Source organism: Rathayibacter sp. AY1B6, assembly GCF_002932755.1.
In the GTDB taxonomy this organism is placed as follows: domain Bacteria; phylum Actinomycetota; class Actinomycetes; order Actinomycetales; family Microbacteriaceae; genus Rathayibacter.
The window spans coordinates 1-23755 of sequence record NZ_PSWL01000025.1 but is presented as its reverse complement, the minus strand read 5'-3'; the positions used below and the strand labels follow the sequence as shown (position 1 = coordinate 23755).

Below are 23755 nucleotides of genomic sequence, written 5' to 3'. Positions count from 1 at the left end.
GTGGCCGATACGGCGAGCATCACGCTCCTCCGTCGAGGGCGACCGAGTGGCTCGCGGTCATCGGGCGGCAACGGTGAGATTCAGGTCCTCACCGACGCGGAGGATCTCGTCCGAGGGGAACCGGAACGGGTTGAGGTAGAACAGGTCGTCGGCCGTCATGTCGAATCGTGCCGCGACGTCCTCTGCGAGGTCGTTGCGAGCGACCGCGTACGACGTCGGCTTTCCGTCCGTGGATGACACCTCGCCACGCGCTGCTGCACGCGGGCCGGCGTCCCGGGCGACGAGGGTGCTGCGCTGCGGCTGCACGTTCCACTGGACGTCAGCGATGGCGAGGATTCTGGTCGAGCAGTCGGGGTCGTCCTGCGGTCGTGTCGTGAGAACGAGTTGATCGATCGCTGTCGGGTCGCCGCGGAACTCTGCGAGGTTCCGCCACGCCTTATAGGGCTTCCCGGACTCCGCGTCCGCGAGACGCATCGGGAAATCGACGTCGAAACAGGTGGTATCCGCGTCGATCGGATCGAGCGCCCCCATGACCGCTGCGGAACCGGAAGACGCGGCGGGGATGACGAGCTCGTCGGATGCCAGGGCCAGCCGGCCGTCCGCCGCGCTCAACTGGACGGCGCCGGTTGTCCCGTCGCTCCCGGTGAACGTCGCTACGCCTAGATCGCCGGTCAGCGGGGAGGTGAAGCCGTCGTCCGTGTTCGTCGCCGGAGGCGGAGTCGATGGTGCAGGCTGCGCCGTGCATCCCGTCACGACTAGCAGGCATGCCGCGACCGCGACCGTGCTGCGCACCTTCGAGAACGTCCCCACCGGCTCAGGCTAAGCGACGTCACCGCTTTCCTCGTGGTCGCGTCTCCGCCTGAAATGCTCAGCGCCGTTCCGAAAGGGGAGTGTCTGTCGCCGGTCATCAGGAAGCCCGACGGCTCCTAGGCTGACCTGATGAATTCCCCGGCATCGACCCGCCCACTCGTGGGCGCTGCTCGCATCGCCGTCGGCGCAGCCGCGATCGCGGTGATCCTCCACACCTACGCGCTGAGCATCGCGGCCGGCGACCCGAATCCGTTCGACTACTTCGGCTACTTCACGAACCAGACCAGCCTCCTCGCGAGCGCGGTGCTGATCGTCGCGGGATCGGTCGCGCTCGCCCGCCGTCCGACGCCGGTGTGGCTGAGCTACGTCCGCGGCGCGGCGACGGCCTACCTGATCGTCGTCGCCGTGATCTACAACACCCTCGTCCCCGGTACTGGGACGGCCCCGCCCTGGGTCAGCGCCGTCCTGCACGTGGTGCTCCCCGCGCTCGTCCTCCTCGACTGGATCGTCGTCAACGATCACGGACCGCTCTCGTGGCGCCGGCTGTGGGTGGTCCTGCCCTACCCGATCGTCTGGGTCGTCGTCGTGCTCGTCCGCGGAGCGACCGACGGATGGGTGCCCTACGGGTTCCTGCTCCCCGAGAACGGAGTGCCGTCGCTCGTCCTGCACGTCGCCGGGCTGACCTGCGCGGTGCTCCTCGCGGGCGCGCTCGTCTGGGCGCTGAGCCGACGCCGTGCCTCATCTCGTTGATGTCCCGTCCCCTCTCGCCGTGGATCACGAGAGGGCGCTCACCACAGCTGGAAGCCACGCGACGAGGACAGGCCGACCGAGAGCCTCCGCGGAGCGACGTACCCACCGACAGCGGCAACGACGATCCAGATGACGACACCTACCCCGCCGCCAGAGCCATCACGTCTCTGGGCTCGACCAGCCCGAAGAAGAGAGCGGCCGTCGCTCCGCGCAGGGTCGCGATCGAAGCGAGCGTCGGCTCGCCGGTGCCACGGAGAGAGGCCGACCATTCCGTGAGCGTGGCGAGCGCGCTACCGAGCGATCGCGCGCTTCGCCTCATCCGCATCGCCTCCGGCGTTCCGTCCGGGAATCGTTCACCGGTCGCTGGAGCGCCTCCTCACATCGGTCGCTGCCGTCCAGCGATCATCGCGAGCGACGGCGCCCGGCCCTTCTCGATGTGGGTGAAAGCGATCGACTCGGCGAGGCGGTCGTTGCCCGAGCGGATCGCGTCGAGCAGGCCGTGGTGCTCGTCGGACTGCTGGCGCTGGTCGCGGGCGCTGGTGAGATAGAACAGCCAGGTCATCCGGCCGGTGACGGCGCGCATCAGCGAGGTGAGCAGCGCGCTGCCGGCGACCTCGACGATCGCCTCGTGCACGACGGTCGAGGTCTCGGCGACCTCCAGCCAGTCCTCGCTGTCGAGGGCGCGGTGCTCGGCGTCGATCGCCTCGAGCAGCGGCTGCAGCGACGCCCCGGCGGCGACGGCCTGCGCGGCCAGTCGCGCGGCGAGCGTCTCGAGGCTGAGCCGGACGTCGAAGAGCTCGACGACGTCCTCCACACTCCACTGGGCGACCCGGGTGGAGCGGCGGGGCAGCATCCGCACGAAGCCCTCGTTCGCGAGCTGCGGCACGGCTTCGCGCACCGGTAGTCGCGACACGTGCAGCTCGGTGGCCAGCGAGGCCTCGACGAGCCGAGACCCCTGCGGGTAGTGGCCGAGGATGATCTCCCGGCGCAGCGCGCGGTAGGTCTGGCTCGCGAGCGACTCCTCGGTGCTGACGAGTGTCATGACGGTCCTCCTCGCGACGCCGGTGCGACCATTCAACACGCTCGGCCGCTCTCCGCCGTTCAGCCGGGCCAGCTGCGCTCCTTCGGCAGCGGGCGGGCGTAGCTGTCGATCCGGCTGGTGCCGAGCCGCTGCCGGACGAGGGTCTCGACGAGCGCGGCCGCCGCCGCGACGCCGTCGACGACCGGCACGGGCAGGCGCGCGCCGACGTGCTCCTCGAGCCCCGCCATGCCCGCGCAGCCCAGGCAGACGACCTCGGCGCCGCGGGCGATCGCGCGCTCGCCGGCGGCGACGAACGCGTCGAGGGTCGCCTGCGGATCCTCCTCCAGCTCGAGCACGCCGAGGCCCGTGTCCTCGATCGCGGCGCAGTGCGCGATCAGGCCGGCGGTGGTGAGGCTGTCCTCGATCTGGCCGACCGCGCGCCGGACCGTGGTGACGACCCCGTAGCGGCGGCCGAGCAGCATCGCGAGGTGCGCGGACGCCTCGGTGATGTCGACGACGGGGACGTCGAGCAGCTCGCGCGCGCCCTCGCGGCCGTGCTCGCCGAACCCGGCCATCACGACGCCGTCGATGCCGGCCGGCAGCCGCTCGAGGGTGTGCAGGACGGCCGCGGCGCTGAGGAAGCTGTCGTACCAGCCCTCGGCCGACGCGACGCCCCAGCTCGGCGTGATCGCGACGATCTCGGTGCCCGGCCCGACGGCGAGCCGGGCGCGGGCGGCGGCCGTCTCGGTCATCGACTCGGTCGTGTTGCAGTTGACGACGGCGATGCGCATCAGCGGCCCGCCGCCGCGGGGACCCCGGAGAGCCGGATCTCGCTGCCCGCGTCCCGCAGCCGCCCCAGATCGATCAGCGCGGCGGCGACCGCGAGGTCCTGCGCGGCGAGGCCGACGGAGTCGAAGACGGTGATCTCCTCCGTGCAGACGCGGCCGGGAGCGGTGCCGGCCACGACGTCGCCGAGCTCGAGCAGCCCGGCCGCCGCGTCGAGCGCGCCCTCCGCGATCGCGAGGACGAGGTCCCCCGACTTCGCCCGCGCCGTGGCAGCGCTGTCGACGACGAGCGTGCCGATCGTCATCGCCGCGGCGTCGAGCTCGCGGTGCTCCGGCCGCGGACGGGCGCCGACGGCGTTCACGTGCTGGCCGGCGTGCAGCCAGGCGCCGCGCACGATCGGCTCGACCGACGGCGTCAGCGTGCAGAGCACGTCCGAGCGCTCGGCGACGGCCCGCGGATCCGCAGCGCGGGTCACCGGATGCCCGACCGTCTCCTCGAACCGGTCGAGCGTCGCGTCCGACCGTGACCAGACGACGATCTCGTCCAGGTCGCGCACCGCCCGGAGCGCGCGGACGTGGGCGACGGCGAGGTTGCCGGCGCCGATCAGTCCGAGCACCCGGCTGTCCGCCCGGGCGAGGTGCCGGGTGGCGACCGCGGAGGCGGCGGCGGTGCGGGCCCGGGTGATCAGCGCTCCGTCCAGGACGGCGACGCACTCTCCTGTCACGAGGGAGGTGACCAGGATGGTCGAGCGCTGCGTCGGGAGCCCGCGCGCGGCGTTGCCGGGCAGGTCGGCCATCAGCTTCACGGCCGCGAGGCCCAGGGTGTCGGAGCGGACCGCCATCGGCAGGATCAGCCCGTCGTCCTCGCCCGCGAGGGCCGTCGGCGCGCCCTGGTGCAGCGCACCGGAGCCGAGGTCCGCGAACACCTGCTCGACCGCGCCGAGCACGTCGACGTCGGGGAGCAGCGCGGCGATCTGCTCGGAGGCGAGGACGAGCGTCATCAGCGCGCGCCGACTGTCGCGCGTCCGGTGAGCTCTGCGAGGGAGGGGGCGCTGGTGACGAGCCCGGCCTCGGCGAGGATCCGCATCCAGCGGTCGGACGCGGCCTCGTCGATCACGGTCGTGTCCCAGACCCCGCCGGCGGCCATCTCGTCGGCGGCCTCGTGCAGGAGCACCGGATCGCGGTCGGGCCAGCGTGCGGCGAGCACCGCGTCGATCTCGGCGCCGGCCTCGCCCGCCGTGATCTTCTGCATCGCCGTCTCGATGGCGTCGACGAAGCGCTCGGTGCGGTCGGCGAGCTCCTCGACCCGGTCGGTGCGGGTGTAGTAGACGCTGTTGGGCATCACGCCCGCGTCGAGGTGGCGGAAGACGATCTGCCCGCCTCCGGCCGCGACGAGCTCCTTCGCCGAGAGCAGGTCGAGCACGATCGCGTCGCCGAGGCCGTCGCGGTAGAGCTCGAGCATCATCGCCGTGGACAGATCGCGCGCCCAGCGGGTGGCGGAGACGTCGAGCCCGGCCTCGCGGATCAGCCCGGCGGTGAACTCGAACGGCGCGCTGCCGCCGGCGCCGGGGGCGAGCACGACCTTGCCGGCCAGCCAGTCGAGCCCGACCGGTCCGGAGCCGTCGCGGGCGACGATCGTCATCGGGAAGCGGTGGTTGAGCTGGCCGACGACGGTCAGCTCGCGGCTGGTGCCGGCGTACATCCCGGGGACCCAGAGCCCGCCGAGGGCGAGGTCGGCGGCGCAGGAGTCGAGGTTGTCGAGGACGCCGGTCCAGGGGTCGCAGGCGGTGGCGGTGACGGCGAGGCCGCGCTCGGCGAACAGGCCGCCGACGTCGGCGACGTACTCGGGGAGGTAGTTGAGTCCGTTGGCGGTGGCCGAGACGGTGAGGGTGTCCATGGTGCTCCTTGTGGTGCTGTCAGGTGGATGGTCACGCCCCCGGCGCCGGAGCGCCGGGGGCGTGGGTGGGTCAGTGGGCGGCGGCGGCGATCGCGTTCTCGTTGACGTCCTCGAGCGAGCGTCCGCGGGTCTCCGGGGCGAAGCGGGAGGCGACGACGAGCACCGCGTACATCACGGCGGCGAGGCCGAAGACGCCGGCGAAGGCGAACGAGCCGTAGAGCGCGACGGCGAGGAACGGCATGACCGCTCCGGCGATGTTGCCGATGCCGTTGACGATCGAGGCTCCGGAGGCGCGGATCGCGGTCGGGAAGATCTCGGCGGTCCAGGTGGCGAGGGTCGTGTTGGTGACCATCGTGAAGAACTGGAAGAGCGCGCCGAGGATCAGGATCGCCCCGGTGCCGTTGCCGAAGCCGGCGAAGGCGAGCGCGGTGAGGCAGCCGAGGACTCCCGCGGCGCCGACGGCGGTGCGGCGGCCGACGCGACCGGCGATGAGGGCCGCGGTCGTCGCTCCGAGGAGCGAGCCGATGTTCATGATCATCGTGTAGAGCAGGCTCTCCGAGACGGAATAGCCGCGCTCGACCAGCAGGGTCGGCATCAGGAAGTTCAGCGTGACCTGCGAGCCGAAGGCCATCCAGGACGCGACGCCGAGTGCGGCGGTGCGGCGGATGACCGGGCGGCTGAACACCGCGGCGGGGGAGGCGGACATCCGCACGGGCGGCAGGTCGTCCGGCGACAGCTCGACGGGCGGGCGGTCGGTGGTGGGGGTGAGCGAGTTCGAGGCGAGGATCGCGAGCGAGCGGTTCGCCTCCTCCGTGCGGCCCTGCGAGAGCAGCCAGCGCGGCGTCTCCGGTAGCTTGCGGCGGTAGAAGACGACCAGCAGCGCGGGGACGGCGAGGATCACGAACGACCAGCGCCACACCGAGTCGGGTCCGCCGAGCGGGGTCTCCAGCGGTCCGAGCAGCAGCAGGAACAGGCCGTAGGAGAGGAAGTTGCCCAGGCCACCGGCGCCGACGTTGACGGCGCCGATCGCGGTCCCGCGGAAGCGGGTGGAGACCATCTCGGAGAGCATGACCAGGCCGATCATGAACTCGCCGCCGATCCCGATTCCGACGATCAGGCGGCTGACGAGCAGCATCTCGTAGTTCATCGCGACGGCGCTGAGCAGTCCGCCGAGCGTGTAGATCAGCAGGTTCAGGCTGAGCGAGAACCGGCGGCCGTAGCGGTCGGCGAGGTAGCCGGCCAGCACTCGGCCGATCAGTCCGCCGATGACCGTGGCGGTGTTGATCGTCGTGAGCTGGATGTCGCCGATCTGCAGCGTCTCCTTGATGTGGCTGCCCATGGCGCCCACCGAGTTCTGCTCGAGGGTGTTGAAGAACTCCCCGGCGAGGATCAGCAGGAAGATCCAGAACTGCGCGCGGGTGAAGCCGATGGAATCGAGGACCGAGGCGACCGTGTGGCCTGAAGCGGGCGGAGCGGTGGTGCGGGATACAGCTGACATGTGTAGCTCCCAGCAGGGCGAGGGGTGGTGCGGCTCCAGAGTGATGGTCACCGCGAGGACTCCTCTTTTGTATCCCAGACTCGATTTCGTGCAGGTTTCCACGATGCTACAACCTCCCCCTCTGTACTGATCGGCTCACCGAGCCAGGCAAGAACTCACGCCATCCGCCACCGACGGTATACAAAACAGGTCGGAGGCGTGCCGAAGTCGGATCATCCCGTGAGGAGTGACACGCGGTGCGCGAGTCGCTGACGTCGTGCATCCCACGGACCCGGCCGACCGCGCCCTCGGGCCCCTGCTCGAGGAGCAGGAGGGGGGCCCGGCGACCGGAGATGCGGACTCGGATCGTCCCGCTGCTCGTCGAACCGCGCCGAGTTCGAACCGGCACATGGTCCGAGAGGCGGGCGTGCGCGAGGAGTGATTCGTGCAGTGGTGGACGCGGGCTGCGTTCGTGCTGGGCGTTCTCGCCGTCGTGTCGTGCGCGATCGAATACCTGGCGACGGCTCACCTGTGGCGGGGCGATCCCCTGGTCATCGGGGTCGCGACCACGCTGCAGTACGTTCTCCCGCTGGCCGGCGTCGTCGTCGGTCATCAGGCTCGACGGCACGACGGTCCTCGCTGGGAGTCGGCGGTGGGACTCGTGCTGTCCTACCTCTTCCTGGCCGTTGCAGTGGTGCCGGTCGTCATCGGGTCGATCGGACTGCTGCTGGCACGCTGATCGATCGACGACCCGGATCGTTCACCGGTTCACGCGATTCGCCGCCGTCGGAACGATCCGCAGCTTCTTCGCGCGAAGGGTGGTGGCGAGGAGCCGGCCGAGGAGGGAGGCGATGCCTGCCGTGACTGCGTATTCCGTGATGAGGCCCGCGGAGGAGGGCCAGGTCGCGTTTCCCGACGCGAGTACCAGTGCGGTGGAGGCGGCGGCGCCGATCACGAGTCCCAGACCCAGGAACGCGGCCGCCTGCCCGACGCGCGGGGTGCGGCGTGTCCGCCGGTCGAGCCAGAGACTCGAGGGAAGCCACAGGAGTGCGCCCGCGACAGTGAACGCAGCTGCCGTGCCCGCGATGAGCCCTGCCGCGGACCCGCCCGATACATCCCAGCTGCCCGCGGTTCGCAGCAGCGCGAGGACCGCAACGGCCGGCCACGCCAGAATTCCCCAGGCCAGTTCCCGTGCATCCATGAGCATCAGGATCCGGCACGTCGGTGAACACGCCATGAATCGGAACCGTTCAGCACCCCAGCGAGTCGCGCGTCAGTGAGACGTGTCTAGGACGGGTCCACTGCGGGGAGCGGCACGTGAAGGTCGGACGCCGTGAGCGGAGTCCGGGCCAGCCGGAGGATGAGCGCGTCGCGCTCCGCCGTGAGTGAGGCGATCGTGGGACGGTCCAGGCGTGGGTCCGCTATGTCGCTGAACGGACTCTGCGTGCCGGTGCGCGAGGACACGAGAGCCGCGTACCTCGATGCAGCGCTCTTCACGTCGGCCGCGGCGCTTTCGATCCGGCCGCGTCGGCTCTTCTTTCCGGTGGAGAGCTCGGCGTGCTTCTCGAGCGCCTCGACGAGCTTGCGGTGGGCTGCTTCGATCTTCGTCGACATGCGCCCATCCTTTCGCGCCCTCCCCTCCACGTCACTCAGGGTGTCTCCGTCGCCCTCGCGACCTTCGTTCTCCTGGTCGTAGCGATGCGCCTCAGCACGCCCTCTCTCGCTCGATGGCGGTGGCTGCCGCTCAGCGTGGGCGGAGAGCGGTCGGATCGATCCGACCCAAGGGGACGCACCGTCAGCTGGCGGGGGAGGCGTCCGGTGCGACGGTTTCCGGGAGATCTGCCGGGGTGTGCGCCGTCTCGTGGGTGAGGGTGTCGACTGACCAGGTGCCCGCGCGCAGCCGTAGCGTCGCCTCCTGAGGGAAGGAGTAGGCGTCCTCCGGAGCAGCTTCTCCTGTCTCGTACGGACTCCGCCGAAGGGTGGTGCTCCCGGTGAACGTCACCGTGGCCGAGTCGCCCGTGATCTGCACGGAGTTCAGCGCCACGTCGGTCTCGAACGCGGTGAAGGATTCCCCTAGCTCGAGGTAGTGGTCCCGCTGAACGCGCAGTCGGGCGTCGTCCTCCAGGACCAGAGCAAGTCGCTTCGGCGTCGAGGTCGACTCCGGGACACCGAGGCCGGTGAGCTGCGGCGATCCCTCGACCAGGCTCTGAGCGTTCCGGTGCTCGAGGTCTGCGATCAACGCCGTCGAGATCGCCTCGTTCTGCGACGACGAGGACGCGAGGCCGACGACCACCGCTGCACCGCTCGCGGACGTGGGTCTCGCCGCCGACTCCGACCGGATGGTCCAGGCGCTGGGCGCGCAGACCGACGCGGTGATCGGCTTCTCCGGCGATCGTGCTGCGGAGTGGATCGAGCGGCTCGGCTCCGTGCCGGTCGTCGAGCTGGACCCGACCGGCGACCCGCTGCGGGCCGCGGTGCTGCTCGACCACTCCGACGCGGTCGAGGCGCTGGCCGATCATCTGGCCGGAGCGGGAGTCCGGCATCCGGTGGTCGTCGACGTCTCCCAGGATGGCCGGCCGAGCCGGCGAGCGGAGCTGCTGATCCGGGCCTTCGCCGCGCACGGACTCGAGGCCTCCGTGGTGCGCGCTGAGGGCGCTACCGCCCAGGCGGCCGCGGACGCGACCGAGCGGATCATCGCCCGGCCGCGGGTCGCCGACGCGATCGTCGCGTTCAACGACCTCTGCGCGCTCGGCGTGCTCTCCGCCTGCCGCCGGGCGGGCGTCGACGTGCCCGGCGACGTCCGGGTGGTCGGCATCGACGGCCTCTCGATCGGGCGGCTGCTCGCACCGACGCTGACGACCCTCGCCGTCGACCTCGACGAGCTCGCGCGGCACGCCCTCGACCTCGCGTTCGCCATGATCGCCGACGAGCTCCCCCGGGCGGCCCGGACGTCCAACGCACCGTCCGCCACCAGCTGGTGCTCCGCGAGTCCGCCTGACGCGCCCCGGTAGCGCGGACGGTGGTCGGGGTAGAGAGGGACGCGCGGCGTGGACCCCGTTCTCGTCCGTGCTGCATCCTCTCGGTGTGACTGTCCAGCCTCCCGGGTCCCGGGATCGACCGATCGCACGGGTCGGCCTCGCCGTCGCGTGCCTCGCGGGTCTGCTGCACGCGGCCGCGAGCCTCTACTGGGCGTTCGGCGGTCGATTCCTCCTGCCGACCGTCGGCCAGTGGGCGGTCGATGCGGTGGAGCGGTCGCCGGTCGGAGCCGCAGTGCTGCTCGGCCTGATCGGCCTCGTGAAGGCGACCGCCGCTACTGTGCCGGTCGCCGCGGCCTACGGACGCATTCCGGGGGTGCGGATCTGGCGGGGCGTCAGCCGGGTCGGGGGCGTGTTCCTGATTCTCTACGGCGGGGTCGACGTCGCGGCGAGCGGGGCGGTCCTCCTCGGGATCATCCGACTCGACGGCGGCTACGACGAGTCGGCCATGATCGGTCACGCGCTGCTGTGGGATCCGCTGTTCCTGCTGTGGGGGGCAGCCCTCGTGGTGTGGCTGTACTTCTCGCGTCCGGCGCGTTCGGGACGCTGACTCGAGCACCCCGTGCCGGCGCCGTCGTTCCCCGAGGACCGCAGCGGCTCGAGGGGCCGTAGGCACTTCGGCTCGCCACGGATGGCGCGTCCAGTTCGGACGGCGGAGCGTCGAGGCCTGCTGGCAGGGGCGGGCGCGAGAGGATCAGGACCGACTCGCAGCCGAGCGCGTCCCGATCCTCGTGGAGGACGGGTGCTCGACCGACGGCGGGTCCCGAGCTCAGTACTGGGCGAGCTCGTGCACCTCGACCGAGCCGTAGAGGGGGGCGCGGAGGGCGTACCGGACGGCGTCGTCCTGATCCGAGCAGTCGAGGAGGTAGTACCCGACGAGGGTGGACGGACCCTCCGCTCGCGAAGGGGACGAACCGCCGCGCTCCTCGCCCGCCGCGGACAGATCGGTCCCGACGGAGACGCCCCCGCCGGCGAAGCGGGCCGATTCGACGAGAACGCCGTCCGCCTTCAGTGCCGCTTCGTAGTCCTCCCACGCCGCGTAGTCCTCGGGGGCACCGCCTCCGGCGTAGCTGCCGTCGGACCGCATCACGAGCATGACCTTCATCGCGCCTCCAGGTTCGTCCGACCCGTGTTCTCCGGGCCGGGTCGGTTCGACGGATCCTCTGCAGGAGACGGCACGCCTCCGCGGAGCGCTCCCCGTGGCAGCCCTCTCGGTGAGGACCGCGCCGAGGAGCGGTGGTCGAGCGGGCGTGACCGGCGTCCTCGCACCAGTCTGAGCCGAGGCGAGCGTTCTGTGAAGGCTCGTTCCGGCGGGTCGTCTCCACGGCAGCGGCCGCAGGGGCGAGCGCCGGCCACCGGGTGCTCCGCTGCTCTCTGCGGCCCTCCGCGCTCCTCACCCTCTGCGGGGAGGCCCGTGATCAGGTCGACGGCGACGGCGACCACGAAGGTGACGAAGAAGAAGGCGGAGCACAGCCTTGTGCAACCCACGTTGACAAGGCCGAAGTCAGCAACCTAGGTTGACAGCATGAAGTCCTCACAGATCGCGGCAGTGGCGGCCGACACCAGCGACCCGAGAGCGGGGCTGCGAGCCGTGGCGACGTTGCGTGTGCTGGCGGACACCTTGGAGCTTCAGCAGGTCGAGGCCGCGCTGCGGGCGGGTATGACGTGGCAGGACATCGCCGACGCGCTCGGGGTCACCCGGCAGGCCGTCCACAAGAAGCACTCCAGACGAGTCGACCCCACGATCCCGATCCACAGGAGGAACGCATGAGCAAGCTCGCTCGCGTCGCTCAGACCACTCAGTCCCTCTCCCTCGCGGCTATGGAGGAAGCCTCCCGAGCCGGGCTCCGCGTAGCCGACCTCGAGCATCTGTTCCTGGCCCTGGTCATCAACGACCAACCCGCCGGAGAAGCCCTGCGCGGCATGGGCATCGACCTGGACGCCGCCCGCCGCGCCGTGGAGGAGCAGCATGCGGCCCAGCTGGCCTCCCTCGGTATCCGAGCGTCGTTCCCCGACACCGGACGGATCGTGTTCCATGAGACGGCCGGGTACGAGTGGAGCAGGCGCGCGATGGACCTCATCACTCGCTCCAGCGGAAGGAAGAAGGGCGGTGACGCCGCCGCCGTGCTCCGAGACCTCGTGTCCGAGCCGAGCGGACTGATCGCCGACATCCTCAGGCGCCTGGGGACGTCACCCGGGGCCGTGCTCGAGCAGCTCGACCGGTTCGACGCGCCTGTCGGACGAACCGTGACGACGATGAAGGGGCGGGTATCGGCGTCGACGGAGACGTTCGTTCCAGCACCGATCGAGGAGGTGTGGGAGTTCCTCGCCGACCCGGCACGCGTCCCCGACTGGGAGATGATCGTCGGATCGATCGATCGTGCGGACCAGGACGTCGCGCCCGGCGCGGTCTGGCACGGCCGCGCACGCGGACGTCTTCCTGACGGAAAGCCGATGAAGGTGAAGCCCCAATTCAGCCGCCGCAGGATCGAACTCGTCGCAGCGCACCGACCGGACCGGATCGCGTGGAGCTTCGCGTATCCCGATGTTCCGCACAGCAGCTCGCTTCTGACCGATTTCACCGTGGTGAGCACGACCGGCGGCGCTCGAGTCCGGATCGTCAGATCGTGGTCTCTAGTGACGGGCTGGCGGAGGCTCGTCGCGTTCCCGCTGCGTCCCCTTCAGAGATTCTTCGCGTGGATCACCGTGTTCCAGACGGGCAGCGCGATCAGCCGGACATTCCGCTGACGCGGCAAGCGAGATGTGGAGGCCGCGGGCGCCTTCCACGTCGTCAGGCGGGCTTGTGAGTTTTCAGGTGAAGGCCCGTCGCGCGGCCGTTCGATCGCTCGAGTACCGTGCGCAGCGGGATGCCACGTCGCCGCGCGTGGGGTACGCGGCCGAAGTCGTCGTGGCGGGTCCAGCGACGGTGCTTCCACTCTTCGCGGCTGATGTCCATCCGGAGGTGGCGTTCACACCACTGCGCGGCAAGATCAGCCAGCGTCTCCGGCGCAATCGAGGCACCGCGCACGGTGAGGTCGCGGATCGGGTCGCTGCCGTAGTCGTCAGCGACGAGATCGCGGACACCCCACGACCCCTCCAGCTTGGGCGTGCCGTGGTCGTCCTCCGTGCATTCCAGCCACAGAGCGGTGAAGTCCCCGGACAAGCCGGGAACCTGGATCCCGCACCAGACCTCATCGAGGGAGGCGTCGAAGGTGGTGTCGGCCGGTCGTACGTCCGTGTTCCACCCGGCCGCGCGCAGCCTCAGACGCGCCACGAACGCGCCGAGGAAGGCGCTCATCACCGGCGACTCCTCGTTCGAGAACCACTCTTCCGCAGCCACCCGCCGATTATGCGTCACTCCCGAGGACCTGCTGGGTACAGCTCCTTCACGAGTACCGCGTGCCGAGGGGTGAAGGACGTGATGACGCGCGGGTCAGCGCCGTGGCGTTCGATCGCGCCGCCGCCGATGAAGAGCACGCTCTGCGAGTTGTCATTGATCCACTTCGGTTCGTAGGCGTCGGCGTCTCGAAGGACCGCTTTGAAGATCTCCCTGCCCTTGCCGATGACCGCTCCAAGCGCCCAGAACGTGTCCTTCCCGAAGTCGATCGCGCTGTCCAGCTGGAGAGCTTTGAGCGCTGCGGTTTCCGCCCACCGCAGGATCTCGAGCTCCGGCCGTCGGCTCAGTTCTCGTTCCGCGGCCGCGATCGTCCGGAGCTGGTACCGGCCGCCGAGCACATCGATGATGGGCCAGAATTCGGCATCAGCCAGGGGCTTCAAGCCCGTGGCGTTTCGCTGGTCGGTCACGTCGCTCAGTCTGGATGACCGGGAAGTGGTCCGCGACGGGCGGCGACCCTTCACGAGGGCGACAGACGGCGAGACGGCCCGTCAGGGGAGACCCTCTCATGCTTCCCGGCGTCCCCGCTCCTGGGCGCGAGCGCTGCGGGTGTAGTGGCCGATTGGGAGGCGCAGGGCCGCTGTGACAGGGCATGCGCAGCAGCGCGTGCGCGAGGTCGCTGCCGTGAGTAGACCGTGAAGAAGTTCGGTGCAGCTCGTTAGAGGTCGGTGAGGGCTCTCGTGCCGACCTCGATGTTCTCGTCGCGGCAGACCTCAGTCACGGTATCGAGACGAGTGACGAGCCGCTTCTCACGGTCTACTGTCATGGTTCCGAGTAAATGGGCATCGGCCTGGTGCTGAAGCCGGATCACGGTTTCATGGTCCGCTCGGGTCGCCCCGACCATTCGGTAGGCGTCGTTTGGCCGGCCCCAGACGGGCAGGTTCAGGGGAAACCCCAGGCGAGCGGCGAGAGGTTCTGGCATCAGCTGGTTCGTCGTCAGGTCCCGGGGGTCGCCTGCTGCGATGTACCGGTCGGTCGTCGTGTTGAGCGAGTCGATCACGCCAGTCCGGTCATCAACGCACAGGTACGACGCCTGCCCGGGCCAAAATTCGAGCTGATACGTCTCGATACGACCGCGCTCCTGGCGGGTAGCAGTGCATCGGTACGAGGATCGCTTTCGCCAGTTGGTCATGATGGCGATCGCCTCAACGAGGACGTCGAACTCGCTCCAAACCCTGGATGTCACCCCCGGTCGATCACTTTCCCGGGCCTCTCGGCCGCCGACGTGTCCGAAGCTCGAGTCAGCCTCTCTCATGGATCCGTTCAGTTCTTCATCGCCCATCCCTCGACCTTTGCACGATCGTTCGTGGTCGTCCTCTGAGCCACACTTCCCGTCGACCTTCGATCAGCGACACCACTGTGTTGCGGACTGTCCCGTATGGGGGTGGCTGAGCGAGTCGCCGGGATCGGGCGCATCAGTCGGCAGAGACGGGTCCTGCCCGACCGGTCCGGACGACGAGGAGCGCTGCTCCAGCAGCGGAAGTGAGCGCACTGCCCAGGAAACCTGCAGTGGCGGGCATGTTCGGGTGCCGGACAGTCTGCGGGCCGACCTCGTCTCCGTCGACGTCGTAGGTGCAGTCCACCCCGAGGGGCAAGATCGTCACCGATCCGGTGATACGGGTCGTTTCGTGGAACGGTCCGCCTGTTCGCGGGTACGGGCCGCTCTCGCACTGAACGGCTGGAGGCTCACGTCCATCGATGATCCACCCGGAACCGAGCGAGACCAGACCTCCGGCGAGGGCCATCAGCATGACGGCGCCGCCGGCTGCGCTCCGAAGTGCTGACCTCATGCGCTCAGCCTACGAAACAAGCCACGCCTCCCCGTGTTGTGCGGCTAGGTACCCGTATGGGGATGGTCCAGCGGTCGCTCCGGAGTCACTGTGCACCGCGCTGAAGAGATCGTGCTCTCCCACAGGATGCTCCAGGCGCTGATCAGCGCTACTACCGCTAGGACCACGAGCGCTGTCACCGCGACTGACATTCGTCGCATCCGGATGGACCAACCTAGCCGTGAGCCGTGCCGGCGCTTCGCTGTGTAGGGCTTCACACCTCAGTGACGACCGCGAGCGGTGGGGCGACGCGCAAGGTCGCGCCGCCGCCCGGGGTCTCGAGGACGTCGACGCGGCCTTTGTGCGCGCCGGTGTCCCGTGTGGGGATGGTTCAGAGCGACGGGAGGGACGCGGAGACGGCGATGTCGGTTTCCGGCCCTTCGGGACCTGCGAGATGAGTTCGGAGGAGGAGTCGCGCTCGCGCGTACCGTGCCCAAGCCGTGGCGGCTGGGATGTTCGCGAGGACTGCGGTTTCTGCGATGGAGAATCCGTCCCAGTGCACCAGCTGAACGAGATCGGCTAGCTCGGCCGGCAGCCGTTCGATCGCGTCTCGCACGGCTACCGCGTCCTCCGTTGCCGGCGGTGTTGGTGTCGTAAGGAGGTCCTGCGCCAGCTTCTCGCTGAGCAGCCGGTGGCGAACCTGTCCTCGGCGGTGATTCGAGAGCACGTTCCGCGCCACACCGAACATCCACATCCGTGCCCCGTCGTCCGGGGCGGGGATCGCGCGGACCCGCTTCCAGACGGTGAGCAGAGTCTCGTTGAGCAGATCGGCGGCGTCCTCCTTCGAATCCGTTCGACGGAGGAAGTAGCGTAGGAGCGCGTCGCCGTTGAGTTCGACCAGCTCCTCGAATCGCGTCCGGAGGCGGTCGCTCGCCAGGGTCACTGCATGATCCCGTCGCCGCAGTCAGTGTCGGTCCTCATCGAGATGAGGTAGCTGTCCTCGGTGTAGCCGTTCGCCTGAAGGTCGTCCGCCATTGCGGTGCCGAGAGCGTATGCGTAGGCGCTTATCTGGAGGTTCACGTCCGTGGGGCGAGGTTCCACGCCGTCGAAGCTCTCCCGCTGGAACTTCAGCATCTCCTCATCCATTTGGATGGAGTCGGTGTCGACGTTCGCGATGAAGGTGCGTGCTCGGACGAGGGAGGCGGCGCTCGGCGTTCCGCCGTCCGTCTGGACGTGGAAGTACGCGGTGCAGCTCTGAGTGGCGGTACCGTCCAGTGGCGCGAAGGTGAGGGCGATGGTTCGATCGGGGACCCACCCGAGGGCAAGACGCACCTCCGGACTCGCGACTGCCGCTGATGCTCCGCCGAGCAGCGCGAGCGAGAGGAACCCGCCTGCGATCAGAACTCCTCGGCGCGGAACCCGCCGGCCCTGCGATCCGGAGATCTCTCGAGCAAGCGCGCGCGTCGCCGCGTGCGCACTCTCTCCGACGACAGCCGGCGGTGCGCTGCTGTCGAGCTGATCATCCAGTCGAGTCCCCATGACGATTCCCCTTCGTCCACCGGCGAGTTCCGCGCCTTACTCCGTACATGTCCGGCCGATCGCAAAACGATGATGGGACGCCCAAGTTTCTCCGGAACCGCACGAGGCGCAGGCTTGTCATCGTCGCATCGTCGCCTTGAGGCGCCGTCCCGTATGGGGATGGCTGAACGGGTCGCTCTTCAGCGCTGCCGCCGCGTGTCTCAGTGGTTGCGTTCCTGGCGTGGTGCGGTTGGTTCACTTCTCCCAGGTGAACAGAAGCTCTCCGGCGTTCTGGGCCGCGGCCGGGAGTAGGACGGCGAGTTCGATCGCGATGATCGCGGCTGCTACGAGCCAGGTCCAGCCGAGCACGCGGGACCCTGAGCGCAGATACCGCCATCCCTGTGCAACGAAGCCAAGGGCCGCGATGCCGACGCAGACGACACCTGACCATCGAGCGAAGGCGGTCATCTGCGTGTCGAGCACTGCGCCACCCCACACGATCATCGAGGCAACGACGGCCAGGCCGACTGCGGCGAGCCAGAGGACGAACGCAGCGAATTCGAGCCGGTCTCGCGGCGGCGGCTCTTGGTAGGGGTGTTCTTCATTGAACCGCGCGCGATAGTGCTCGACCAGAGCGAGCAGCTCGAGGGCTTCTTGGGGAAGGTCGCGAGACGGCAGAGAGAGGAAGTCGGGCAGATCGCGATCGCGAAGGCCCGCCCCTGCCAGCAGGCGAGCAGCCCTGTCTCGCTCGAAGTCCGTAGTCTCGCCATCCAAAGCGAGTCCCCAGCGTCCTGCTTGATCGGGAGCGCCGAGTTCGCGGTATCTCGCGATCAGCGCGAGCCGCACCGCCGTATCGGAGGGGGAGCGGCGTACCTGAGCCTTCAGGAGTTCAAGAGCAGCCGCTCGGCGGCCCGCTTGCCATAGCTGGTCAGCGCGCTCAACCGTCGCCGCTTCGTCCATGAGCACATCGTCGCACCTTGCTCTCGCTCGGCCCGGACGCACCCCCAAGCCCATCGTCCCGTTTGGGGAGCGTTGGCCGGTCGCTAATTTCGTGGCCGCGCCTCGTTCGCCAGCCACCCACCGAGCATGATCGCGGCGAACAGCAGCAGCAAGCCTAGAAACCTGACCCAGTCACGCGCCGGCTCTCCGAGCGCAAACCCGATCAGCGGGCACGCGACTGCGGCGCAGCTCAATGCCACGACGGTCCACCAAGACCGCCACGTCCGCCGCTTATCCGACGGTTGGTACTTGTTCGCGTCGTCTTGACCGGTCCCGAGCTCAGGTGCCATGACCGCAGCTTGGCCTACCCAGCGCCTGGGCCTCCGTTGCTCACCGGCAAGGTGCGGTCGTCTCGTATAGGGCTGGTCCAGCGAGCGTCCGGTAGGGGATGGTTGAGCGGGTCGCTCTCGCTCCGGGGCACTCGGACGCTCCTCTGGCCTGCTGGCATCGGGGCGGTCGGCCCCGATGAGAGGGGGAGCGGCGGGCAATCACGACGATCGAGACCTGGCAGCCCCCGCGACGAAGCGCTGCCGTCGTACAGTCTCGTCATGGGTGCCCTGGTTCGGCGGCGCGTGCGGTGGTGGTGGCTCGCGGTTGCGTTCGTCGCTCTAATCGCGGTGGTCCTTCTTGCCGGTGATCGGTCGGGGAGCTGCGCGGAGTACGTGAACTCGCCGGGCGTCTGCACCAGCGTCCATGAGGATCCTCGTACCTGGGTCCTCGTTGGAATCGGTGTTCTGATCATCGCCGGCGCGCTGTATGCAGCGTTTCGACGTCGGTAGCCGAGCCTCGGAAATAGAGCGCGGTCGTGTTCCGTAAGGGGATGGGTCACCGGTCGCTGGACACAGCAGTTGCCTCGACCCCGCCGCTTCGGGAGTAGTGCGGGCGCTTTGTCGTGATGCTCGCCGCTGGCGAGTGGTGCCTGTGCTCAGGAATACGAAGCCGACGCCGGTGACAGCGAGGTATGCCGGCGTCAAAAGTGCGCACACGACGACGAGAAGGACCTCCGGGACGGTGAGCGGGCGGTCGAGCGCCGCAAGAAGCGCCGCGCCGGCGACATGGACTGCGGCGGCCACGCCGATGATCCAAGACGCAGGCTTCTGGAGGAGTCCGGCGCGCACTGCCGAGACGGTAGCGAGGACTGCTGCCGTTAGAGCCGTGACGCTGAGTACCCCCATCGTGAGGAGGGGTGATCCGAGCTCGAGCGGCGGGACGAGGCTCGACCACGACAGGTGGAAGGTGGTCCATGCGGCTCCGAGACCGCAGAGTCCGATGACGGCGGCGAGGAGTGGTCGGCCGCTCCGCGATGCGGTGATAGCCGTGCATAGCCAGGCCAGAGCGACGAGTGCCGCCGCGAGGAGGACGGGGGCTCCGTAGCTGCGTCCCATCGCGTCAACGTTGCCGCCGCTCGCGAGGGTCATGACCCGCCCGCCGACCTCAATGACAACCGATCCGTAGGACCAGGCGGCGAGGACAAACGCGATGCCTATCGCGCTGCTTGCGCGTCGTCCGGGCCGACTCGTGGCGGTCAGGGTCTCGCGGATGCCGGCTCGGGCGAGCTCGGCCCGGTCACGTGGTGTCGGTCCGGTTGCTCCGGTCGCGTCGTCCCGGTCAAGGAAAGCGCCGACCACGCTTTCAGCGTTAGCTTCTCGCCATGCTGCCGGGTACCAGCGCAGCGCCCGCCGGTAGCCGTCGAGGCCGGACCCGCTCATGCTGGCGCGATCCGGCCGAGGCGGCGTGCGGCGCTGGACGCGGCGCGCTCGAGCTGCGCCAAGCGTTCAGCGTCGACCGCGAGACGAGCGGCACCGGCGTCGGTCAGCCGGAAGTATCGGCGCCGCCGCCCATTGACCTCCTCGTCACCATCCGCGGCGACAAGGCCCTGGCGCTCGAGACGGTCCAGGGCGGCGTAGAGGGTCGGGATCTTCATCGTCATCGCGCCGTCGGAGAGCTCGCGCACCGCCGACACGATGCCGTAGCCGTGCGCTCGTCCGTTGGCCAGGACCGTCATGATCCACACCCGCGGCTCCCGTATCTCTTCCATGCCCGAAACATACTCTGCGTCACGGAGTATCTCCACCGACTGCATAATCCGTAGTCGTCCCATTCGGGGATCTTCCAGCGGGATCATCCGAGGAGCTGTAGATGTCAGCGGGCGTGAGGGTCCCCGGCCGCAGCGGTATTGAAGAGGCGGCGTGCGCTCAGGGTGAAGGCTCCGACGTAGAGGAGGAGGGCGAGCGCGATGGCTGCGATCAGATTCGCCGGTCCGCTTCCAGCTTCGCCCGAGAGGAGGGCCGCGATCCCGGCGCCCAGCTGGAGAAGCCCACCTGTGGCGTATCCGATCAACGGCACCACCATCAGGCAGAGGGCGACGACCGCCGCGACCACGCCGACGAGCGGTGCGATCGCGCGTTGCGAGACTCGGTGGCCGCGCTTCAGGAGCCGAGCGACAGCGAACGCGGCCAGCCCGATGAGCACACCTTCGATCAGGGCGGACGGAATGAGGTAGACCGCGAAGAACGCGACTGTTCCTGCGGAATTTTGCCCAGTCCCGTCCTGCGCGAGCTGCTGGGTAGTCAGCACATACAGCTCGACCAGGTGGAGAGCGGTGAGGATCACCGTCGTGATGATGGCGACTGCGACGAAGGGGAGTGGCGCCCATTGGCGCAGTGCTGACACTCGGCCAGTCTGGCTCAACCCTGCACCCCTGATGGCGCGACACGGATGCACGATTCTGTCGGGGAGAGAGTCGGCCTACTGGCCGTCCCGTAAGGGGATGGTCGACCGGGCGGCCGGTAGGGGTCGTTCTCTTATGTTCGTCCGCGCGGTCGACGTGAGGAACAGGGTGATCAGTACCGGCGGATGGACACGTTCTCGCCGAGGCTCGTCCAATCGAGGCCAGTGGTGTCGTCTGGACCGGCGCCGTCGGTGTGGATCTGGACGGCCCATGCTCCGCCCAGCGACAGCTCATCCCCGCAGCCGCTTCCGTCTTCGTTGTCGCCGTCTCCGTCCACGATGACGCACCGGCCTCCGGTCGTGGTCTGCGACCCGATCCAGACATCCAGTCCGTCGGCTGACCCGACGTAACGGATCGAGGCGGGGTCGTAGCCGTCTCCTACGGTGCCGACGTCGGGAAGAGTGTCCCGCTCGTCCTGCGCCCGCTCGAAATCGGTGTACGCCTCGGTGTCGGGGCCGGAGCACCCGGCCATGAGCGTCATCGTGAGCGCAGCCACTGCCGCTCCGGCCACCCGCCTCAGGCGCGTCGTCGATTCCACCGCATCCCCCTGTGCCTCGTCAGCACACCGTATCGCGCTGCGAAGGAGAGGAGCGCTGGCGCTGTAATGATGGGTCTTCTTCAGCGTCCTGTGCCTCTACTGTGGAGCAATGAGGCACCGCCCCATCCACACAGCAGCTGGCCTTGTTCTTGTGGCGGCTCTCGCCGGCTGCACACCGGTACCAGGCGAAGATCCTCGCATCACGCAGTGGCGCGAAGGGCGCCAAGCGGACGTGGCAACGGATCGCGACGTCGTAGCGGTCCTCTCGCTGAACGTCGCGGCCGACGATGACGGCGGCCGCGTCGACGTCACCCTCGAGAGGCCGGCGCTGCCGACCGCGATCACCTTCGACTGCCTCGGCGAAGGAGTGATCGACCTCGAAATCGGATCGCTTTCCACGGCTGGGGGACCGGCGACGAGGACGACGACCACCCTCGACGCGATCGACTGCGCCGACGGCCCACACGAGATCGATCCCGCGTCGCTCGGCGAGAAGCCGATATCGAGTGTCAACGCCACCGCATCGAACGCGGACAACGACACCGCCTGGTTCCTCACAGTGCGCGGAGACCGCGACCCCTCCTGACATCGGCGGGACTACTCGACGCGCTCGGTCGGCGTCGTCCTCACGCGCGTGTCGGCCCTGCTGTCCGTATGGGGATCGTTCACCGGTACACGCAGACGCGACACCGAGCGCTGTCGTTACTCGCGGACGCATGCACATCGCTTCGCGCCATCCCGGCACTCGTGCAGACGACCGTGGGCATTCAGATGTTCAAGGTCCCCTGCACAGCCGACGCGAACGCCGCCGAACTGTTCCACAAACGGACCGTCCTTCGGGCGTTAGGGGGCCACTGGAAATTTGTGCAGCGTCGTCAGCTGCTCTGGCGAATCAGGTGATCTTCTCGGCCTCGCGGAGCACTTGATCGACGTCGGCGCCGACGCGCCACCGCTCAGTAGGCGGCGGCAGCTGCTCGCTGGCGGGTCATCCACACTTCCCGTACGCCGTCCTCGATCTTCGCGTCGCCGGCGATGAACCCGTGCCGGCGATAGAAGGCCTGCGCCCGAGGGTTGGGGTCAGCCACCCAGAGCCCTGTACTCACGTCCGGGTCAAGGACGGCCTCGAGGAGCGCCGCGCCGCCTCCTCGGCCATACACCTCGGAGAGCGTGTAGAGAAGGTACAGCTGCTCGGCCACGCCGGAAAATCGGTCGAGCGCGGGTCCAGCCATCGCTACACCGACAACAGCGCCCTCGAGCTCCGCGATGGCGATCCTGTTTCCCGCGTACAACGGGTCGGTGAGCGCGGCCGTCCAGAAGTATTCACGCTGGCCGAGTAGTGCGGGGTCGTCGAGCACGGCGTCGCTCATCACGCCGCGGTAGGTCTCCTTCCACGACTGCACGTGAACGCGAGCGATCGCCCTCACGTCCTCTGGTGACGCCCTCCGCACCAGCACTCCTGACTCCATGAAGAGAGAGTAGGGCGTGACCTCGTGGGTGCGCCGTTCCGTCAGGGGGTGGCTCATTGGAGCGTCTGAGCGCCGATCGTCGTCGTTCCGCCATCCGCGTTCTCGATGGTGATGCGTCCATCGAGGAGAAGGGTGTCGTCGGTACTAGGCCACCAGGCGGACCACCACCCGTTAGAGATGGTCGCCGCGACCTCATGACCGTCCTCGGTCAGCGTGACGCTGGCGACGTCCTGACCGACCTCGCCCGCGGCGAAGCCGTAACCGTCCGGTGAGAGGTGCCCTCCTGACGCGAAGAGTGTGACCGAGTCGGATGAAGGAGCCTGTGTGGCGTTGCCGGGGCCGTCGAGCAGCAAATACATCGGGATGGTGGCGCTTTCTCCAACGCACCAGGCCACGTAGGGACCGCTCTCGACGAGCACTGATTCGACGGTGCCCCGTGTGTCCGCCGACACGACGTCAGCTGGCTCGGAGGTGTTCGAGTTGGCGTCGAGGGTGTCGATGCAGTTTTCAAGGACGGAGGAGCTGCGTGCGCCTGCCTCCGGTTCAGGCGTCCAGCTCGCCAGGCCCGAAGGGGAGATCCCCCCTGCGCTCAGCGCCACCGTGCTGACGGGAGCCGCTGGACGACCGGCGATCGCCGCGACGGCGATGAGAGACGCAGCGAACCCGAGCGCGCACACGCCCACGATCAGCCGCCGGCGGATATCCGTCCTCGGGCTCTCGTGGGGTGTTGTCTCGGACTCGATGCTGACGAGGATGCGTTCGTGGAGTCGCTCCGCGTCGGCCGAGTCGTCTCCTCGGCGTGCGGGGTCGGCCCGCTTGAGGGCGTGCAGTTCGTCGGTGGGCGTCATGAGAGACCTTCCGTGGGGAGCGCGGTGAGCCGCGCGCGGCTCGGCCGGGTCGGGTCGAGGATCGCCGCGTACCTCTTCTTCGCCCGCGACAGGCGCATCGAGAATGCGGCACGACTGCACCCGAGCACTTTCGCCGCCTCCGCGTCCGAGAGGTCCTCCCAGACGTGCAGGGCGAGCACCTCCTGGTCTGCCTCGGACATCGATCGCAGCGCGTGGAGCGCATCGATCTCGGCGGAGCTGTCGGCATCGGCTGCGCCCGGTAGCCAGACGCGCTCAGCGACAAGATGCTCGCGCGCCTCCCGCCGGACGGCGTTGCGCAGAACGTTCGAGGCCGTGGCGAAGAGCCAGGGACGCGGATGCGCGGGAAGGTCCCCGCGCCGGCGCCACGCGATGAGGAACGTTTCGGCCACCACGTCGTCCACAAGTTGCTCTGGGGCGCGACGCCGGACATAGCGGATCAGGTCGTCGAAGTTCGCCGCGAACAGCTCCTCGAAGACGTCGCGATCGTCCTTCTCCACGTGCACCCCCTCGCCCCCCACTCTGTACATGTCTGCACGACGAGGAGTTGCAACACGACGAACGCGCAGCGTTGCGAGGACGCTCCGGATCGTCCCGAAAGGGGATCGTTCACCGGTACACGCATGAGCGACACCGACCGCCGCGAAATGTAGAGATGATCGCTCTGTGGCGGTGTTCTGCGATCGCATTATGGCGGCA

Annotated in this window: 30 protein-coding genes; 7 read left to right on the top strand and 23 right to left on the bottom strand. The window is 69.0% G+C overall.

The window, feature by feature from the left end; all coding sequences use genetic code 11:
* Nucleotides 1–57: 57 nt before the first annotated feature.
* Nucleotides 58–810, bottom strand: coding sequence for a hypothetical protein (locus C5D08_RS13150; protein WP_104277417.1), 753 nt, complete (start codon nucleotides 808–810; stop codon nucleotides 58–60).
* A 129-nt stretch (nucleotides 811–939) separates the two neighbouring features.
* On the opposite strand from C5D08_RS13150, the gene C5D08_RS13145 reads away from it, so the two are divergent.
* Nucleotides 940–1560, top strand: a complete 621-nt coding sequence (locus tag C5D08_RS13145; RefSeq protein WP_104277416.1) for a Pr6Pr family membrane protein — start codon at nucleotides 940–942, stop codon at nucleotides 1558–1560.
* 376 nt (nucleotides 1561–1936) lie between these two features.
* Here the strand turns inward: C5D08_RS13145 and C5D08_RS13135 are convergent, their stop codons facing one another.
* From C5D08_RS13135 to C5D08_RS13115, 5 genes are all read right to left on the bottom strand, one after another.
* Nucleotides 1937–2602, bottom strand: a complete 666-nt coding sequence (locus C5D08_RS13135) for a GntR family transcriptional regulator (protein WP_104277414.1) — start codon at nucleotides 2600–2602, stop codon at nucleotides 1937–1939.
* A 59-nt stretch (nucleotides 2603–2661) separates the two neighbouring features.
* A complete protein-coding gene (locus C5D08_RS13130) occupies nucleotides 2662–3372 on the bottom strand; it encodes an aspartate/glutamate racemase family protein (RefSeq protein ID WP_104277413.1) in 711 nt (236 codons plus the stop codon).
* Nucleotides 3372–4367, bottom strand: coding sequence for an ornithine cyclodeaminase family protein (locus C5D08_RS13125; RefSeq protein WP_104277412.1), 996 nt, complete (start codon nucleotides 4365–4367; stop codon nucleotides 3372–3374). The genes C5D08_RS13130 and C5D08_RS13125 overlap by 1 nt, the downstream gene beginning before the upstream one ends.
* Complete coding sequence (locus C5D08_RS13120; RefSeq protein ID WP_104277411.1) at nucleotides 4367–5263, bottom strand: ABC transporter substrate-binding protein; 897 nt, start codon at nucleotides 5261–5263, stop codon at nucleotides 4367–4369. The genes C5D08_RS13125 and C5D08_RS13120 overlap by 1 nt, the downstream gene beginning before the upstream one ends.
* Before the next feature lie 70 nt (nucleotides 5264–5333).
* Nucleotides 5334–6863, bottom strand: a complete 1530-nt coding sequence (locus C5D08_RS13115) for an MFS transporter (RefSeq protein ID WP_258065080.1) — start codon at nucleotides 6861–6863, stop codon at nucleotides 5334–5336.
* A gap of 322 nt (nucleotides 6864–7185) precedes the next feature.
* Between C5D08_RS13115 and C5D08_RS13110 the strand changes: the two genes are divergently transcribed.
* Nucleotides 7186–7479, top strand: a complete 294-nt coding sequence (locus C5D08_RS13110; protein ID WP_104277410.1) for a hypothetical protein — start codon at nucleotides 7186–7188, stop codon at nucleotides 7477–7479.
* A 21-nt stretch (nucleotides 7480–7500) separates the two neighbouring features.
* Here the strand turns inward: C5D08_RS13110 and C5D08_RS13105 are convergent, their stop codons facing one another.
* From C5D08_RS13105 to C5D08_RS13095, 3 genes are all read right to left on the bottom strand, one after another.
* Nucleotides 7501–7941 carry a hypothetical protein gene (locus C5D08_RS13105; protein WP_146086100.1) on the bottom strand — a complete coding sequence of 147 codons (441 nt, stop codon included), beginning with the start codon at nucleotides 7939–7941 and terminating at the stop codon, nucleotides 7501–7503.
* 86 nt (nucleotides 7942–8027) lie between these two features.
* The gene (locus C5D08_RS13100) at nucleotides 8028–8354 is read right to left on the bottom strand and encodes a hypothetical protein (RefSeq protein ID WP_104277408.1); all 327 of its coding nucleotides are present in this window, start codon (nucleotides 8352–8354) and stop codon (nucleotides 8028–8030) included.
* A gap of 181 nt (nucleotides 8355–8535) precedes the next feature.
* Nucleotides 8536–9033: a hypothetical protein gene (locus C5D08_RS13095; RefSeq protein WP_104277407.1), complete on the bottom strand. Its 498-nt coding sequence runs from the start codon at nucleotides 9031–9033 to the stop codon at nucleotides 8536–8538.
* Between the two features lie 19 nt (nucleotides 9034–9052).
* Here C5D08_RS13095 and C5D08_RS13090 point away from each other — a divergent pair, with 19 nt between their 5' ends.
* Both C5D08_RS13090 and C5D08_RS13085 read left to right on the top strand, forming a co-directional pair.
* Nucleotides 9053–9751: a substrate-binding domain-containing protein gene (locus C5D08_RS13090; RefSeq protein WP_258067407.1), complete on the top strand. Its 699-nt coding sequence runs from the start codon at nucleotides 9053–9055 to the stop codon at nucleotides 9749–9751.
* A gap of 73 nt (nucleotides 9752–9824) precedes the next feature.
* Nucleotides 9825–10325, top strand: a complete 501-nt coding sequence (locus tag C5D08_RS13085; protein WP_258067406.1) for a DUF3995 domain-containing protein — start codon at nucleotides 9825–9827, stop codon at nucleotides 10323–10325.
* A gap of 219 nt (nucleotides 10326–10544) precedes the next feature.
* Here the strand turns inward: C5D08_RS13085 and C5D08_RS13080 are convergent, their stop codons facing one another.
* On the bottom strand, nucleotides 10545–10880 hold the full coding sequence (locus C5D08_RS13080) for a YciI family protein (RefSeq protein ID WP_104277406.1): 336 nt from the start codon (nucleotides 10878–10880) through the stop codon (nucleotides 10545–10547).
* Nucleotides 10881–11300: 420 nt separating this feature from the next.
* Here C5D08_RS13080 and C5D08_RS13075 point away from each other — a divergent pair, with 420 nt between their 5' ends.
* A complete protein-coding gene (locus C5D08_RS13075; protein WP_104277405.1) occupies nucleotides 11301–11546 on the top strand; it encodes a hypothetical protein in 246 nt (81 codons plus the stop codon).
* A complete protein-coding gene (locus tag C5D08_RS13070) occupies nucleotides 11543–12523 on the top strand; it encodes an SRPBCC domain-containing protein (protein ID WP_104277404.1) in 981 nt (326 codons plus the stop codon). The genes C5D08_RS13075 and C5D08_RS13070 overlap by 4 nt, the downstream gene beginning before the upstream one ends.
* Before the next feature lie 43 nt (nucleotides 12524–12566).
* Here the strand turns inward: C5D08_RS13070 and C5D08_RS13065 are convergent, their stop codons facing one another.
* The 10 genes from C5D08_RS13065 to C5D08_RS13020 form a co-directional block, all read right to left on the bottom strand.
* Nucleotides 12567–13115 (bottom strand): hypothetical protein, encoded by a 549-nt coding sequence (locus C5D08_RS13065; protein ID WP_146086101.1) that lies wholly within the window; start codon nucleotides 13113–13115, stop codon nucleotides 12567–12569.
* A 14-nt stretch (nucleotides 13116–13129) separates the two neighbouring features.
* Nucleotides 13130–13579, bottom strand: a complete 450-nt coding sequence (locus tag C5D08_RS13060; RefSeq protein WP_104277402.1) for a hypothetical protein — start codon at nucleotides 13577–13579, stop codon at nucleotides 13130–13132.
* A 248-nt stretch (nucleotides 13580–13827) separates the two neighbouring features.
* A complete protein-coding gene (locus C5D08_RS13055) occupies nucleotides 13828–14451 on the bottom strand; it encodes a hypothetical protein (RefSeq protein WP_146086102.1) in 624 nt (207 codons plus the stop codon).
* A gap of 878 nt (nucleotides 14452–15329) precedes the next feature.
* Nucleotides 15330–15881 (bottom strand): RNA polymerase sigma factor, encoded by a 552-nt coding sequence (locus C5D08_RS13050; RefSeq protein WP_258067405.1) that lies wholly within the window; start codon nucleotides 15879–15881, stop codon nucleotides 15330–15332.
* Entirely contained in the window at nucleotides 15878–16477 is a 600-nt protein-coding gene (locus tag C5D08_RS13045) for a hypothetical protein (RefSeq protein ID WP_146086103.1), read from the bottom strand. The genes C5D08_RS13050 and C5D08_RS13045 overlap by 4 nt, the downstream gene beginning before the upstream one ends.
* Before the next feature lie 234 nt (nucleotides 16478–16711).
* Entirely contained in the window at nucleotides 16712–17416 is a 705-nt protein-coding gene (locus C5D08_RS16705; protein WP_104355574.1) for a hypothetical protein, read from the bottom strand.
* 647 nt (nucleotides 17417–18063) lie between these two features.
* Nucleotides 18064–19083 carry a hypothetical protein gene (locus tag C5D08_RS16700; protein ID WP_146086104.1) on the bottom strand — a complete coding sequence of 340 codons (1020 nt, stop codon included), beginning with the start codon at nucleotides 19081–19083 and terminating at the stop codon, nucleotides 18064–18066.
* A 77-nt stretch (nucleotides 19084–19160) separates the two neighbouring features.
* Nucleotides 19161–19538 (bottom strand): PadR family transcriptional regulator, encoded by a 378-nt coding sequence (locus tag C5D08_RS13030; protein ID WP_219815181.1) that lies wholly within the window; start codon nucleotides 19536–19538, stop codon nucleotides 19161–19163.
* 59 nt (nucleotides 19539–19597) lie between these two features.
* On the bottom strand, nucleotides 19598–20128 hold the full coding sequence (locus C5D08_RS13025) for a hypothetical protein (RefSeq protein ID WP_104277397.1): 531 nt from the start codon (nucleotides 20126–20128) through the stop codon (nucleotides 19598–19600).
* 170 nt (nucleotides 20129–20298) lie between these two features.
* Nucleotides 20299–20682, bottom strand: a complete 384-nt coding sequence (locus C5D08_RS13020; protein WP_104277396.1) for a hypothetical protein — start codon at nucleotides 20680–20682, stop codon at nucleotides 20299–20301.
* Nucleotides 20683–20833: 151 nt separating this feature from the next.
* Here C5D08_RS13020 and C5D08_RS13015 point away from each other — a divergent pair, with 151 nt between their 5' ends.
* The gene (locus C5D08_RS13015) at nucleotides 20834–21310 is read left to right on the top strand and encodes a hypothetical protein (protein WP_146086106.1); all 477 of its coding nucleotides are present in this window, start codon (nucleotides 20834–20836) and stop codon (nucleotides 21308–21310) included.
* Nucleotides 21311–21677: 367 nt separating this feature from the next.
* On the opposite strand, the gene C5D08_RS13010 is transcribed toward C5D08_RS13015, so the two are convergent.
* From C5D08_RS13010 to C5D08_RS13000, 3 genes are read right to left on the bottom strand one after another with little or no spacing between them, the layout of a single operon-like run.
* The gene (locus C5D08_RS13010; RefSeq protein ID WP_258067404.1) at nucleotides 21678–22247 is read right to left on the bottom strand and encodes a GNAT family N-acetyltransferase; all 570 of its coding nucleotides are present in this window, start codon (nucleotides 22245–22247) and stop codon (nucleotides 21678–21680) included.
* On the bottom strand, nucleotides 22244–23038 hold the full coding sequence (locus C5D08_RS13005) for a hypothetical protein (protein ID WP_104277394.1): 795 nt from the start codon (nucleotides 23036–23038) through the stop codon (nucleotides 22244–22246). Before C5D08_RS13005 ends, C5D08_RS13010 begins: the two co-directional genes overlap by 4 nt.
* Nucleotides 23035–23556 (bottom strand): RNA polymerase sigma factor, encoded by a 522-nt coding sequence (locus tag C5D08_RS13000; protein ID WP_219815180.1) that lies wholly within the window; start codon nucleotides 23554–23556, stop codon nucleotides 23035–23037. The genes C5D08_RS13005 and C5D08_RS13000 overlap by 4 nt, the downstream gene beginning before the upstream one ends.
* Nucleotides 23557–23755: the final 199 nt, after the last annotated feature.

Excerpts from the sequence above, each read along its gene's own strand:
- C5D08_RS13145 (WP_104277416.1), top strand. The coding sequence starts at position 940 with ATGAATTCCCCGGCATCGACCCGCCCACTCGTGGGCGCTGCTCGCATC.
- C5D08_RS13135 (WP_104277414.1), bottom strand. The coding sequence starts at position 2,602 with ATGACACTCGTCAGCACCGAGGAGTCGCTCGCGAGCCAGACCTACCGC.
- C5D08_RS13130 (WP_104277413.1), bottom strand. The coding sequence starts at position 3,372 with ATGCGCATCGCCGTCGTCAACTGCAACACGACCGAGTCGATGACCGAG.
- C5D08_RS13125 (WP_104277412.1), bottom strand. The coding sequence starts at position 4,367 with ATGACGCTCGTCCTCGCCTCCGAGCAGATCGCCGCGCTGCTCCCCGAC.
- C5D08_RS13120 (WP_104277411.1), bottom strand. The coding sequence starts at position 5,263 with ATGGACACCCTCACCGTCTCGGCCACCGCCAACGGACTCAACTACCTC.
- C5D08_RS13105 (WP_146086100.1), bottom strand. The coding sequence starts at position 7,941 with ATGGATGCACGGGAACTGGCCTGGGGAATTCTGGCGTGGCCGGCCGTT.
- C5D08_RS13100 (WP_104277408.1), bottom strand. The coding sequence starts at position 8,354 with ATGTCGACGAAGATCGAAGCAGCCCACCGCAAGCTCGTCGAGGCGCTC.
- C5D08_RS13080 (WP_104277406.1), bottom strand. The coding sequence starts at position 10,880 with ATGAAGGTCATGCTCGTGATGCGGTCCGACGGCAGCTACGCCGGAGGC.
- C5D08_RS13075 (WP_104277405.1), top strand. The coding sequence starts at position 11,301 with ATGAAGTCCTCACAGATCGCGGCAGTGGCGGCCGACACCAGCGACCCG.
- C5D08_RS13070 (WP_104277404.1), top strand. The coding sequence starts at position 11,543 with ATGAGCAAGCTCGCTCGCGTCGCTCAGACCACTCAGTCCCTCTCCCTC.
- C5D08_RS13055 (WP_146086102.1), bottom strand. The coding sequence starts at position 14,451 with ATGGGCGATGAAGAACTGAACGGATCCATGAGAGAGGCTGACTCGAGC.
- C5D08_RS13045 (WP_146086103.1), bottom strand. The coding sequence starts at position 16,477 with ATGGGGACTCGACTGGATGATCAGCTCGACAGCAGCGCACCGCCGGCT.
- C5D08_RS16705 (WP_104355574.1), bottom strand. The coding sequence starts at position 17,416 with ATGGACGAAGCGGCGACGGTTGAGCGCGCTGACCAGCTATGGCAAGCG.
- C5D08_RS13030 (WP_219815181.1), bottom strand. The coding sequence starts at position 19,538 with ATGCAGTCGGTGGAGATACTCCGTGACGCAGAGTATGTTTCGGGCATG.
- C5D08_RS13015 (WP_146086106.1), top strand. The coding sequence starts at position 20,834 with ATGAGGCACCGCCCCATCCACACAGCAGCTGGCCTTGTTCTTGTGGCG.
- C5D08_RS13010 (WP_258067404.1), bottom strand. The coding sequence starts at position 22,247 with ATGAGCCACCCCCTGACGGAACGGCGCACCCACGAGGTCACGCCCTAC.
- C5D08_RS13005 (WP_104277394.1), bottom strand. The coding sequence starts at position 23,038 with ATGACGCCCACCGACGAACTGCACGCCCTCAAGCGGGCCGACCCCGCA.